The sequence below is a fragment of the Pedobacter psychrodurus genome, from assembly GCF_004331735.1.
Classification (GTDB): Bacteria; Bacteroidota; Bacteroidia; order Sphingobacteriales; family Sphingobacteriaceae; genus Pedobacter; species Pedobacter psychrodurus.
Window position 1 is genome coordinate 92,503 of the sequence record NZ_SJSO01000004.1, and the last position, 12,917, is coordinate 105,419.

The following is a 12,917-nucleotide window of genomic DNA, read 5'->3' on the forward strand; positions in this document are numbered from 1 at the left end:
TAATTTAGTAATTGGTTAGTATTTTAACTTATAAAAAGTATGTATTATTCCTAAAGTTATTAAACTTGTAACCAATTACAATAAGCAGACAAGAGAATTAATGATAATTTAACCCAGACTATTGGTGAATTTCATCCGGATGCCGCTTTGAAAGTTCTGGATGATTTTGAAAATTTCGATTAATGTTACTTTTTCAATTTTGGTTAAACTATCAATTTCAATAAAGTTATTGGGGGCCGCCAGATCATTGATAATCAGGTTGGCCTGGTGTTTTAATCTCAAGCCCATCAAATAATAATAAGACTGCGAAAGTTCGTTAAACTGCTCTTCACTAAAAACACCAAGTTCTCTTAAGGCCTTTAAACGTTCGCCCGTATTCTCTTTTTGAAAAATCCTGTTCTGTAAAGCATACACCCTTGCCAGATCGACAATAGGGGTCATGGCTGTTTTAATGTCGAAAACCTCTTTTTTAAGGATTTTCTGCGTCCTGATGTTTCTAAAATAGGTAAGCGGTGGCTCATAAAGTAAGGCATTTTTGGCCAGGTATACGTAGAATTTTTCAATAGGTTTCTGCAGTTCTTCATCAACAAAAGAACGTAGACTTTCCATAATCGCTAAATCACCATAAATGGCCCTGCAATCAAAAAAAGCAGAAAATTTTACCGCGGCTTCCGGTAAAGCTTCTTCTATCCAGTTTTTATAATTGTATTTCCAGTGCGATAGTGAATGTGTCCAGTTTGGGTTGGTGGCCATGTAATCGCCATCGCAGTATACAAAGCCGACAAAATTTAGTTTATCAGAAACCTGGGTAGCCAGGTCTAGAAAATAAGAACGTACAGCAGCTCTTTTATCTTCTCCGGTATCTTCGTAAATAATGGCATTGTCCTGATCGGTTTTTAGGCTAAGCTCTTTTCTTCCTTCGCTACCCAAAACCATAAATACAAATTTTGCAGGTGGCGGACCTAATTTGGCAATTATATCTTCAATAATTTTAAAAGAAATGGTATCAGCAATAGTAGTAAGCACCTCGTTTACAATTTTCGAATGCACGCCTCTCGCCAGTAGTTGAGACACAATGCCTGGTACTTTCTGCCATTTTAATTTTAAATCGTTGGTATTTGCAGCTGATTTTACAGATTGGATAAAAACTAATGGAGATTCTGCCTGCTCGCTTAAAAGGCGGTTCCTGCTTAGAAAGCCTACATAATTACCATTGTCGTTTACCAATAAATAGCGCGATTTTTTGCTGAACATCATCAATATCGCCTCATACACATAGGCTTCTGGAGCTATGGTAACAATATTGGTATCCATCACTTCATCGATCGGCAAATTTGGATTCAGTTGTTTGGCAATTACATTATCCCTTAAAGTAATATCGGTTACGAAGCCCAGATAAACATCCTGATCATTTTTAATAAAGAGGCAACTGGTTTTCTGTTCTGCCATTTTAATTGCAGCTTCGAAAATAGGTGTGCCCGGGCTGCAGCTCACTATCTTTTTGAAAGTAATGTCTCCAATACGAGCAGTGTAAATTTGATCGGCTAATTTATCTTCCATTAAAAAGTCCCCGTAAAATTCTTTTAAACGAAAATTCTTTTGTCTTTTTCTTTTCCAGGTTAAAAGTATGCTCCTGATGGTAGGCTGAAGTTAAACTAATTTTGCCTGTTTTTAATAGATGAAAGAAAATCTTTGCCGTATTTAGTACGTCTGATAAGGCATTGTGTGCATTTTGAGGTACTTCATTAAATAATATCGTGTAAAATTTATCCAGTTTTAAATGGCTGATTACCGTATTGGTGATATAAGGTGCACTCGCCTTCATGGTACAGAAAAAAGCCAGATCTTTAAATACGTTTTCCTTTCCGATGCGGTATAATTCAACATTCACCATGTGATAATCGAGCTCAATAAAATGCCCGATAACCAGAGGCTGGTATTTTTCGATATCTTCAGAAAACTGCAACATCACCTTTTCTTTGTTTTCGCCATGCGTATGGAGGTATTCAGGGGTAATTTTGTGAATTTTTAACGCAGCTTTATCAATGATGAAATCGGTATTTTTGATATAGTGATTCTCCCGCTTAATTTCCTGATAAGATTGATCATAAATAATCCAGGCAATTTGGACAATATGAGGCCAGTTCTTTTCTTTAGAATAAGGTGCTGTCCAATTTTTAGGCAGACCTGAAGTTTCGGTATCAACAACGAGGAAGTTTTCTTGCAATTTTAAATGGTTAGCGTATAAGATTGAACTCTTTCAAAGGTAATTATTTAACAATATAAACTGTAATAATTCATATATCCTTGATTTATAAATAAAGCATTTTTTATTTGTTAAAGTGAAAGATTTACAGTTATTTGGTGCCAAAATTTAATTAAAATATGCGCTCTCTATTATTTAGCTCCCTAGCCTATATATTGTGCCTTAGTTCTGCTTTTGCTCAGGAAAAGCTTGGAGAAAACATGCATTTCAAAAAACTTGATAACGGTTTAGAAGTGCTGGTGGTTGTAGATCGGACGGTGCCACTGGTTACCATCGAAATGGCCTGCAGAAATGGTTCTTTTACCGAAACCGATGAATTTAACGGCTTAAGTCACCTTTACGAACATTTATTTTTTAAGGCCAATAAAGATTATCCCGATTTCGAACGTTTAAATTCGAGAATGAACGACCTGGATATTAACTCGAATGCCACCACCAGAGAAGAAGTGGTAAATTATTTTTTTACGCTCCCAGCTGCTAATTTAAAACCTGGATTAAATTTAATGAATTCCTCTATCCGTTATCCAAAATTCATTAAAGAAGATATGTCTTTGGAAAACGAAGTGGTAAATGCTGAATTTACGAGGCACGAATCGAGTCCAATATTCGCGCTGATAGAGGCTAATTCGCGGCACATGTGGGGTGCAAATTATTCCCGTAAAAACGTAATCGGTAGCCATGAGGTAATTTTATCAGCTACTCCATCAAAAATGGATTCCATTAAAAATAAATACTATTGGCCAAATAATGCTGTTCTGGTAATTGCTGGCGATGTTAAAGTAGATGAAGCTTTTAGCTATGTAAATTCTGTTTTTGGAAGCTGGAAAAGATCACCGGTTGATCCTTTTGTAAAATGGCCAATCCCAGAGTTTAAACCGCTTCAAAAAAATGATTATTATTTTGTAGAATCGAATAAGAGCCCTGTTCCATTTATGCTTTTTAGCTGGCATGGCCCTGATACCAGAAACGATATTCCAGCCACTTATGCTGCCGATGTTTTTTCTTTTATCGTGAATCAAAACGGTTCTAAAATGAAGCAGGCGCTTATTAATTCCGGATTGGCCCAACAGGCAGATGTGAATTATTATACGCAAAAATATACCGGGCCAATTAGTTTGATGGTGAGCCCTAATCCGGCAAAAATAAAAGAATGTTACCAGGAAGTGCTGAAGCAAATTTCGCTTTGGGCCAATGAAGATTATTTGTCTGATCTACAGATTGAAAGAGCTAAAAGGCTATTGTCTATCGAACAGGTAGAAAGGAGAGAGGTTACTTCCGATTATGCACATTTGCTTTCGTTTTGGTGGGCTTCTGCATCGATTGATTATTATACACACTATGAAGAAAATGTAAATAAAGTAACAAGAAAGGATTTACTCGATTATGTGCGCAAGTATATTAAAGATAAACCTTATTGCGCTGGCCTGATGATGGATAAAGCAGGTATGAATGAAGTGAAGCCAGAAACATTTTTTAAATCACCTAAATAACCTTACGCTCCATGAAAAGATTCATATTTTTTATAAACTTTATCTTAGTTTTTCATATTGCCAACGCGCAAACCAAAGCCATTTCATTTGATGTGAATGGTTTAAAGGTAATTTTAAAATCTACACAGAAAGAAACAGTTAGTATGAGCATGTTTTTTAAAGGTGGTGTAATGAATTATAACGCGGAGAGGGCTGGGATTGAAAATCTGGCTTTAGCATCTGCAGCTACCTGTGGTACTAAAAATTACAGTGTTGTCGATTATCAGGAGTTGGCTGATGAATATGGAATTGATATTTCTGGCTCATCGAGAACTGACTATGGCACCATTAGTATGGATTGTATTTCTAAGTATCTTGATCAGGGCTGGAAGCTTTTTTCGGATGCAGTAATTAATCCGGCCTTTGATAAAACGGAGTTTCAGACCACTAAAGAGCGTATGATTACGGGTATTTACCATAGTCAGTCTGATCCTGAAACAAGGATTGAGCAATTAACCATGGAAAGCATGTTTAAAGATTCGCCTTATAGTATTAATCCTTTGGGCACAAGCAAAGCTGTAGGTGGTTTTACTTCCGAAATGGTTAGCAATTATTACCATAACGAACTCTTGAACAAGAATAAAATGTTTTTGGTAGTGGCTGGAAACATTACAAAAGAAGAACTGGAAAAGAAGATTCAAGCCTCTTTTAGTACCCTTAAAGGAAAAGAGTACACGCCGCCAATTTACGATCGTAAGACTTTAACAGGAGAGCATCTGGTAATAGAGCAAAGAGATATAGCGACTAATTACATGAGTTGTATTATGAATGCTCCAACCATGACGAATGCCGATTATTATGCTTTTGTGCTAACAATTAACGCATTAAGTGGCAGTATGAATTATGAACTGAGAACTAAACTTGGTTTATCATATGCGCCAGGTGCAACCGTTAAAGTGCAACAAATTCCATATACCTCTATGTTTGTAAGTACCACTCAACCTAAAAAAGCTTTTAAAGCTATGGTTACGGTTTACAACAACATTAGAGAAGGAAAGTATGGTGAACGTTATCTTGAGGCATTAAAAAAAGATCATCGCGATCGATACTACAGGCACGAGGAAAGCGCAAGTTCGATTGTGAAAGATTTAGGTGAAGCTGAAGTGCTTGGCGATTATAGTATAACTGAGAATATGGTAGCCAATTTTAATAAAGTAAGCCTGCAGGATATGAAAGATTCTTTTGGAAAGTATTTGAAAGGTGCCATTTGGATATATTTAGGTGATGAACAGGTAGGTAGAGCTGCATTTCAGTAACTCTTTAAGATCGTCATTTCGAGCGAAGTGTAACGCAGTCGAGAAATCTGTTTAGATAGATCTTTCCATTTCGCTGCGCTTCAGTCAAGATGACGATTTTCCTATATTTATTGTACCTGCAGTGGCGATCTCCTTATATGATATCGAAAGAACTTGACACTAAATAAGGTTTGGAATTGCAATTCTTCAATTCCCGTTTTTGGTCAATGAATTTTAGATTTACTTATAGCCAGATGGTAACATCTGACTACACAATTAAAAATCATGATAAGAGAGTTGTCAACTTTCTAGCGGGAAAGCTACTATAAGTTGACAATTCAAATACCATTCTATTTACTAACCAATAAAAAGACAATAGCAGCCAATGTTGATCCAATAATCGGCCCAACAATTGGTATCCAGGCATAACTCCAGTCGCTACTTCCTTTTCCTTTCATTGGGATTAAAGCGTGAATAATCCGAGGTCCCAGATCTCTTGCCGGATTTATGGCATATCCAGTAGTTCCACCTAAAGCCAAACCTATTACCCATACCAAAAACGCTACTGGGATTGCACCCATTGAACCTAAGCCAATAGGGGTAACTGTTTCTTTAGTGCCCATACTGGCATCAGTAAAATAAAAGATCACAAAAATTAAAACGAAAGTGCCAATAATTTCTGATACCAAATTCGACGACATATTTCTGATGGCTGGAGCTGTTGCAAAAGGTGCGGCCTTTAAGCCTTGGTCATCTGTGGCATCGAAATGATCTTTGTAAATAAGCCAAACCAGAAATGATCCTGTCATTGCGCCAGCCAGTTGTGCAATAATATAAAACGGAACCAATGTCCAGCTGAAGCCTTTTCCGATGGCAAGTCCGAGGGTTACAATTGGATTTAAGTGCGCCCCACTGTACGGACCGGCAACAACAACCCCTACAAATACGGCAAGTGCCCAAGCAGTTGTAATTACAATCCATCCACTATTATTGCCTTTAGTGCCTTTTAGCACTACGTTAGCTACTACACCATTTCCTAAAAGAATCATTAGTGCAGTACCAATAAATTCTGCGAGATATACATTCATCGAAAAAAAAATTAAGCGATTTATAATAAATTACTATTCCGGAATAGATTAATATCTATTCCGGAATAAAAGACCCTGAACTAAATTCAGGGTGACGACGGTTCTTGTTAGTCTTCTGCATTTACCCTGGCCGCTTTTATTGCTCTATTCCAGCCCTTTATTCTTTCCGTGTTATCAATTCCTTCCTCAGCAACAAAAGTTTTGTTAATTTTCCATTGCGAACGGATCTGATCTATACTTTTCCAGAAACCAGTAGCTAATCCGGCCAGATATGCAGCACCAATAGCGGTAACTTCTGTTACATCAGGTCTGATTACTTTACAGTTTAACAGATCGGCCTGAAACTGCATCAATAAATCGTTAGCCGTAGCACCGCCGTCTACCCTTAATTCGGCAATATTTACGCCTGCATCCGCTTCCATGGCTTTTAAAACGTCCATGGTTTGATAGGCAATGCTTTCTAAGGCTGCCCTGGCAATATGCGATTTATTTGTGCCGCGGGTTAGTCCTGTTATGGTGCCTCGTGCATGTTGATCCCAATGTGGAGCACCTAAGCCTGCAAAAGCAGGAACAATATAAACCCCATCAGTATCTTTTACTTTTTTAGCTAGCGTTTCTACATCTGCCGATTTAGAAATGAGTCCCATTTCATCGCGAAGCCACTGTACAACTGCGCCACCAATAAAAATACTCCCTTCTAAAGCATAATTTACTTCTCCATTAATCTGCCAGGCAATAGTGGTTAATAGATTATTGGCAGAAATTTTTGGCTTTGATCCGATGTTCATGAGCATGAAACAGCCCGTGCCATACGTGTTTTTTACCATACCAATTTCTGTACACATTTGTCCGAATAAAGCCGACTGCTGATCGCCAGCTATACCTGCAATAGGGATTTTTGCTGCCAATATACGGCCAGCGGTTTCGCCATAAACCTCGCTCGACGATTTTACCTCTGGGAGCATTGCTTTCGGTATCGAAAAGAGTTCAAGCAATTCGTCATCCCAACTTAAAGTGTGGATGTTATAAAGCATTGTTCGCGATGCATTACTTACATCGGTTACATGTTTTTCGCCTGCAGTTAATTTCCAGATTAACCAGGTGTCGATGGTTCCAAAAGCAAGTTTTCCGGCTTCAGCTTTTTCCCTTGCTCCGGCAACATTTTCTAAGATCCACCTGGCCTTAGTAGCCGAGAAATATGAATCTATAATCAGCCCCGTTTTTTCCTGTATTTTATTGGCCAGCCCCTGTGCTTTAATTTCATCGCAATAGGCAGAAGTACGCCTGTCTTGCCATACAATGGCATTGTAAATCGGTTTTCCAGTTTCTTTATCCCAAACTACTGTGGTTTCACGTTGATTGGTAATGCCAATGGAATCAATGTCGCCTACAGTTAAGCTTGCTTTAACAATCACCTCTGTTACAACAGCCAATTGCGTCGACCAGATTTCCATGGGATCGTGCTCTACCCAACCAGCTTTGGGGTAAATCTGTGTGAATTCTCGTTGTGCAATGGCAACAATTTCGCCATTGTGATTAAAAATAATTGCTCTCGAACTTGTGGTTCCCTGATCGATAGACAAGATGTATTTACTCATAATTAGGAATTTGGTTAGTTGGCTAAAGCCGATTCGGTTATTTTGGGTGTTGAATGATAAATATAACCATCGGCTAATTTATTAAAAGTTTCGATTTGGTTAATTTCCCAGTTTTTATCAGCTGATAATTCTTTAGCCAGGAGCGAAGCTACTCTAGGTGCCATATCTTTGGCCGCTTGTGCATTAATAAACAGTATTCTTAATCTTCTGCTTAAAATATCTTCTACCGTTTCGGCCATTTCATTTCGTGCAGACCAAAGCACTTCGGCTTCTGTATAAGGGAATGCAGGATTTAATTTATTGCCGAGACTTGGATCTTGTGCTATTAAAGATTCAATTTTACTGCGATCGGATCCATATATAGCTAAATGATGATCTCCGGTAGTGGTTGAGCTGCCATGTATGCTTAAATTTTGGGTTACGCATGCTTTCGATTCTAAACCTGCGTGAGTAATGGCCAAATCAACCGTTTCTTCCGCCATTCTGCGGTAGGTAGTCCATTTACCACCAGTAATGGTAATCAATCCCTTTGCAGAAACAATCAGTTTATGGTCTCTGCTAATTTCTTTCGTACTATTTCCATCGCCATTTGTAGGGGCGGCCAAGGGGCGTAAACCCGAGAATACGCTTAAGATATCTTTTTCCATAGGTTTGCGGTTAAAATAACTTGCGGCTGTACTCATAATAAAATCTACCTCTTCTTTTAATGCTCTGGGTTCTAAACTATGTTCGTTTAACGGAGTGTCTGTTGTACCTACCAGTAAATGTTCGTGCCAAGGAACGGCAAATAAAACACGGCCATCAGAGGTTTTTGGTATCATTAATGCCGATTGGCTATTTAAAAAGCTTTTGTCTAGCACCACGTGTACACCTTGGCTAGGGCGTACCATTTTTTTTGAATTCGGGTTATTCATTTGCAGAATGTCGTCTACAAACACACCTGTTGCATTAATCACTATCTTGCCATTATATTTAGTCGTTATGCCTGTTATGGTGTCTTCTGTTTCAATACCAGTAACCTTATCGCCACTTTTTAACAAGCCGGTTACCTTGGTATAGTTCAATAATGATGCACCGTTTTCGATAGCAGTTTGTGCAATATTTACCGCTAAACGGGCATCATCAAACTTTCCATCGTAATACCTGATGCTTCCTTTTAATCCTTTTTCCTTAATGCCAGGCATCATGGTTAAGGTTTCTTTTTTAGAGAAAAATTTAGATTTTCCGAAGCTATATTTACCTGCAAGCCAATCGTAAAGCGTAAGTCCGGTTAAATATTTTATAACAGAGAACCAATCGTAGCAGGGAATCAGAAATTCTTCTTTATTTACCAGGTGCTTTGCATTTTGTTGTAGTAAGCCACGTTCTTTTAAGGCGTGTTTAACTAAACCAATATCGCCCTGTGCTAGATAGCGAACGCCACCGTGTACCAGTTTGGTACTCCGGCTGGATGTTCCTTTGGCAAAATCGGATTGTTCTACCAGTAAAGTTTTAAAGCCCCGGCTTGTAGCATCTAACGCAGTGCCTAAACCTGTAGCACCTCCACCAATAATAATGAAGTCCCAATTTATGTTTTCTGCTATATGATGCGGGTGTAATCTTTTCATTTAAATCTGTAAAAATAATAAAACGAAACAATACGCAATTATAAGAAATCATAATCGAAATAATATAATATGTGTATTAAAAATTTATTAAATATTTGTGTAAAATATTTTAAAGAATGTTTTTATTGCTAATTTGCAGCCCGCTAATTAAATATACTATGATGAATTTGGCTGAGAGGCACCAGTTTATTTTAAGTCGCCTGCAACGTGATCAATATATAAATGTAGTCGATTTATGTAAGGAATTGAAAGTGTCGTCTGTAACAATAAGAAAGGACTTAAAACTACTGGAAGATAAGAGCCTTTTGTTTAGGACACATGGAGGTGCTACCGTAAATAATCCATATACAGTAGATCGCCCGGTTAACGAGAAAGAGAAAATACAATCTACTGAAAAAAATAAAATAGGTATTGCTGCTGCTGCATTGTTAAACGATAATGATTCTATTGTTATTGCATCGGGTACCACAGTACTGTATTTTGCGAAGAATATTGCGCCTGCAACAAATTTAACGGTTGTTACTTCTGCATTAAATGTAGCGCTCGAATTAATGCGGGAGCCTAGTATTGAAGTAATACAATTGGGTGGATTGCTTAGAAAAAGTTCTTCATCGGTAATGGGTGCTTATGCAGAACAGGTTTTGCAGGATTTTTATTTTAATAAACTATTTCTGGGTGTTGATGGAATTGACCTTGATTTTGGATTAACCACTACCAACGCCATGGAGGCACATTTAAACCGAAAAATGATCGGTGCATCACAAAAAACAATTGTGCTTGCCGATTCTACTAAATTTGGGAAAAGAGGCTTTGGAAAAATATGTGGATTAGAAGAAATTGATCATATTATTACCGATAAAGGAATTTCTGAACAAATTGTTAAACATTTAGAGAGTTTAGGTGTTACTGTAACTATCGTATAGCGCGTTCCACGCGAACGGTATAATCCCAAACATTATAATTTGAATATGGAAAGAAAACGAATACACATTTTAGAGGATGATCAGGAGATCAGAAACGTTATTGAAATTCTATTGAAAGATGAGGGCTTTGAATTACAGCTTTCATCATCATTTGCTGAGTTAAAGAAAAATATTCAGGATGCAATGCCCGATCTTTTCTTGCTTGATGTAATGTTGCCAGATGGAAATGGGGCAGAAATTTGTGAAGATTTAAAAACTGATATTTTCACCAAACACATCCCAATTATTGTAATGTCTGCACAGAATAATAGTGAACAGAAAGCTATTGATGCATTCGCAGATGATTATATTAGTAAACCATTTGATATTTATGACGTTTTAGACCGCATTAATGCACAGTTAAAACGAAGCTCAGAAAATAAGACAAAAGTTTAATTACAATTAGGTTAAATAAAAAAGGGAAGCCATTTTTATGACTTCCCTTTTTTATGCGTAAAGAATTTCTTAAGTCTGTTTAACATCCTGAGCTTTGTTAAACATTACAAAACGTTTAGAATCTCCTACACGTTGTGGTACCGTAGCGTTAGAAACAATAGCATAATCTTCAGTATTCTTGTTTATAAAAACCCCTGCACCAATAATGTTATGGCTGCCAATAGTAATATCTTCCTTAACTGCTGAGTTTATACCTAAAAAAGAGTTATTTCCAATAGTTACATTACCAGCTAATATATTACCAGATAATAGTACATTGTTTCCTATGGTAGAATGATGGCCAATCCTAGCGCCTATCAGCATGCAGTTATTGTTTATGGTAACAAAAGGCTGTATATCACAACATTGATCAATAAAAATATTGTGGCCAAATACCAAATCGGGCCATACATTAGCTTTCGAAGAAATATAATTGGCAAAAGTATAACCATTTTCACTCACCTTTTGGTATACACTTTCCCTGGCACTGTTTCTACCAATGGCAATATGCATTTTATGGGTTTCTGGAGGGAAATCTTTAAACACCTGTGCGAAGCTTAATATGGGTAATCCCAATAGCGTATTACCTGCAGGGGGCACATAGGCATCATCAACACAAAATGCATCAACGTTATAATCGCTGTCATTCATAAATGAGTAACAGATAAATTCAGCCATTTTTCCAGTTCCATAAATAATAACTTTCATAATTCATTCTTGTTTTTAGGTTTCTAACGAATTTATGGATAAAACAGGCGTTTAAACCCTTTTAAAGCATACTGTACACATTTTGCTAATTCATGTTTACAGCATTCACAGTTGCGCATATTAATACTTTCTGGTTTGATTTAAAGGCGTATGTCTTTATATTAATCGTTTTATCTGGATGGATTGCTACCAGCGAACAACTGTTGATGAAACCTCAACTATTGGGGAAAATGTAATTTTTAGAAGCCTTAAAAATGTATTGTAAAATATGTTGCACAGAAATATGCAAGCGCCACTTATTCCATAATAATTAGGAGAAAATAATCTGTTAACCAATAAATCTGCGCTTGGTAATCGGCAGGTTTGCTTTGAGATTTTATAAAAATCATTTTATAACCCCTATAAATTGTAGTATTAAACAGCTTTTTTAAATGTTAAAACATTTTCTGATGTTTTTTGAGTTTTACCGATTAAGATTTTAACCAAAACCAGGCTTTTTTGAGTGAAAATACTGCCGAAATATTATACATGTTATGCGTTGTAAAATTTACAAATGATGTGCAATTTATGGGCACAGTATTTAATATGCTGTGCATGCTGGTTATATTTTATACAATTTAAATACAACCCCAATCCGCCTATAAAACATTGGCGCTTAATTGCATAGCTTAGTTCTCAATAAATCGAAACAAAAAACTAAACATTACTTAAGCTATGAAGAAAGTAATATTATTTATCGCAATATATACAGGCATTATCACCGGATGCGCTCCCAGAAGAGATCTTGTATACTTCAGTAACATGGCTAAACAAACAAGCGAAGTAAAACTTCAAGGTCAGGAAGTTAAAATTCAGCAAAATGACCTTTTAAGTGTAAGCATAAACAGCTTAAATCAAGAGTCGAATGTTTTATTTGCTGTTAATACCCGAAATGCAAGCGCTGATAACAATTATAAAGTAGAAGGTTACCGGGTAAGTAAAGACGGAATGATTAATCTACCAGTTGTAGGTAACGTTCGCCTTGAAGGTTTAACCATTGAGCAGGCACAAGCTACCATCTCCAAAGAATTAGATAAGTATGTTAAAAAACCGGTAGTTGATGTTCAGTTGGTCAATTTTAAAGTAACGGTAATTGGTGAGGTTAACCGACCATCAACTTTTACCGTGCAGGGAGATAATATTAACCTCTTAGAAGCGCTTGGAATGGCGGGCGATATGACCGTTTATGGCAAAAGGGAAAATATTTTAGTAATCAGGCAACAGAATGGTCAAAGGGTGATGAAAAGACTTAACCTGAACAATCAGGATGTGATGGATTCTCCATTCTTTTATCTGAAACAAAACGATGTTGTGTATGTGGAACCAGATAAATCAAAAGCGATCGAGTATAGTCCAAATACGCGCATTATGCCAGTGGTAATTGCTTCTATATCAGCAGTTGCAGTATTAATCACAGCAGTTCTTCGTCGATAACGTCTCTTAAAAATAT

The 12,917-nt window shown here is 37.0% G+C and carries 11 protein-coding genes; 5 read left to right on the forward strand and 6 right to left on the reverse strand.

What is annotated here, in order from left to right; translation table 11 throughout:
- Window positions 1–108 precede the first annotated feature (108 nt).
- Together EZ456_RS05660 and EZ456_RS05665 are read right to left on the reverse strand one after the other, a co-directional pair.
- Window positions 109–1,560 (reverse strand): DUF294 nucleotidyltransferase-like domain-containing protein, encoded by a 1,452-nt coding sequence (locus EZ456_RS05660; protein ID WP_131528163.1) that lies wholly within the window; start codon window positions 1,558–1,560, stop codon window positions 109–111.
- Window positions 1,550–2,227 (reverse strand): 3'-5' exonuclease, encoded by a 678-nt coding sequence (locus EZ456_RS05665; protein WP_165501257.1) that lies wholly within the window; start codon window positions 2,225–2,227, stop codon window positions 1,550–1,552. Before EZ456_RS05665 ends, EZ456_RS05660 begins: the two co-directional genes overlap by 11 nt.
- A gap of 239 nt (window positions 2,228–2,466) precedes the next feature.
- Here EZ456_RS05665 and EZ456_RS05670 point away from each other — a divergent pair, with 239 nt between their 5' ends.
- Window positions 2,467–3,756: a M16 family metallopeptidase gene (locus tag EZ456_RS05670; RefSeq protein ID WP_225876474.1), complete on the forward strand. Its 1,290-nt coding sequence runs from the start codon at window positions 2,467–2,469 to the stop codon at window positions 3,754–3,756.
- An 11-nt stretch (window positions 3,757–3,767) separates the two neighbouring features.
- Window positions 3,768–5,051 carry a M16 family metallopeptidase gene (locus tag EZ456_RS05675; RefSeq protein ID WP_131528169.1) on the forward strand — a complete coding sequence of 428 codons (1,284 nt, stop codon included), beginning with the start codon at window positions 3,768–3,770 and terminating at the stop codon, window positions 5,049–5,051.
- 329 nt (window positions 5,052–5,380) lie between these two features.
- Here the strand turns inward: EZ456_RS05675 and EZ456_RS05680 are convergent, their stop codons facing one another.
- From EZ456_RS05680 to EZ456_RS05690, 3 genes are all read right to left on the reverse strand, one after another.
- Window positions 5,381–6,118: an MIP/aquaporin family protein gene (locus EZ456_RS05680; RefSeq protein ID WP_131528171.1), complete on the reverse strand. Its 738-nt coding sequence runs from the start codon at window positions 6,116–6,118 to the stop codon at window positions 5,381–5,383.
- Window positions 6,119–6,225: 107 nt separating this feature from the next.
- Complete coding sequence (glpK, locus tag EZ456_RS05685; RefSeq protein WP_131528173.1) at window positions 6,226–7,716, reverse strand: glycerol kinase GlpK; 1,491 nt, start codon at window positions 7,714–7,716, stop codon at window positions 6,226–6,228.
- Window positions 7,717–7,730: 14 nt separating this feature from the next.
- Entirely contained in the window at window positions 7,731–9,323 is a 1,593-nt protein-coding gene (locus tag EZ456_RS05690) for a glycerol-3-phosphate dehydrogenase/oxidase (RefSeq protein WP_131528175.1), read from the reverse strand.
- Window positions 9,324–9,481: 158 nt separating this feature from the next.
- On the opposite strand from EZ456_RS05690, the gene EZ456_RS05695 reads away from it, so the two are divergent.
- Both EZ456_RS05695 and EZ456_RS05700 read left to right on the forward strand, forming a co-directional pair.
- Window positions 9,482–10,246 carry a DeoR/GlpR family DNA-binding transcription regulator gene (locus EZ456_RS05695; protein WP_108198946.1) on the forward strand — a complete coding sequence of 255 codons (765 nt, stop codon included), beginning with the start codon at window positions 9,482–9,484 and terminating at the stop codon, window positions 10,244–10,246.
- 45 nt (window positions 10,247–10,291) lie between these two features.
- Window positions 10,292–10,681 carry a response regulator transcription factor gene (locus EZ456_RS05700; RefSeq protein ID WP_131528177.1) on the forward strand — a complete coding sequence of 130 codons (390 nt, stop codon included), beginning with the start codon at window positions 10,292–10,294 and terminating at the stop codon, window positions 10,679–10,681.
- Window positions 10,682–10,750: 69 nt separating this feature from the next.
- Here the strand turns inward: EZ456_RS05700 and EZ456_RS05705 are convergent, their stop codons facing one another.
- A complete protein-coding gene (locus tag EZ456_RS05705) occupies window positions 10,751–11,428 on the reverse strand; it encodes an acetyltransferase (protein WP_131528179.1) in 678 nt (225 codons plus the stop codon).
- A 714-nt stretch (window positions 11,429–12,142) separates the two neighbouring features.
- Between EZ456_RS05705 and EZ456_RS05710 the strand changes: the two genes are divergently transcribed.
- Window positions 12,143–12,901, forward strand: coding sequence for a polysaccharide biosynthesis/export family protein (locus tag EZ456_RS05710; protein WP_131528181.1), 759 nt, complete (start codon window positions 12,143–12,145; stop codon window positions 12,899–12,901).
- Window positions 12,902–12,917 lie beyond the last annotated feature (16 nt).

Bases quoted from the DNA above. Each gene is read 5' to 3' on its own strand.
- EZ456_RS05660 (WP_131528163.1), bottom strand. From the start codon at position 1,560: ATGGAAGATAAATTAGCCGATCAAATTTACACTGCTCGTATTGGAGAC.
- EZ456_RS05670 (WP_225876474.1), top strand. From the start codon at position 2,467: ATGCATTTCAAAAAACTTGATAACGGTTTAGAAGTGCTGGTGGTTGTA.
- EZ456_RS05675 (WP_131528169.1), top strand. From the start codon at position 3,768: ATGAAAAGATTCATATTTTTTATAAACTTTATCTTAGTTTTTCATATT.
- EZ456_RS05680 (WP_131528171.1), bottom strand. From the start codon at position 6,118: ATGAATGTATATCTCGCAGAATTTATTGGTACTGCACTAATGATTCTT.
- glpK (WP_131528173.1), bottom strand. From the start codon at position 7,716: ATGAGTAAATACATCTTGTCTATCGATCAGGGAACCACAAGTTCGAGA.
- EZ456_RS05690 (WP_131528175.1), bottom strand. From the start codon at position 9,323: ATGAAAAGATTACACCCGCATCATATAGCAGAAAACATAAATTGGGAC.
- EZ456_RS05695 (WP_108198946.1), top strand. From the start codon at position 9,482: ATGATGAATTTGGCTGAGAGGCACCAGTTTATTTTAAGTCGCCTGCAA.
- EZ456_RS05700 (WP_131528177.1), top strand. From the start codon at position 10,292: ATGGAAAGAAAACGAATACACATTTTAGAGGATGATCAGGAGATCAGA.
- EZ456_RS05705 (WP_131528179.1), bottom strand. From the start codon at position 11,428: ATGAAAGTTATTATTTATGGAACTGGAAAAATGGCTGAATTTATCTGT.
- EZ456_RS05710 (WP_131528181.1), top strand. From the start codon at position 12,143: ATGAAGAAAGTAATATTATTTATCGCAATATATACAGGCATTATCACC.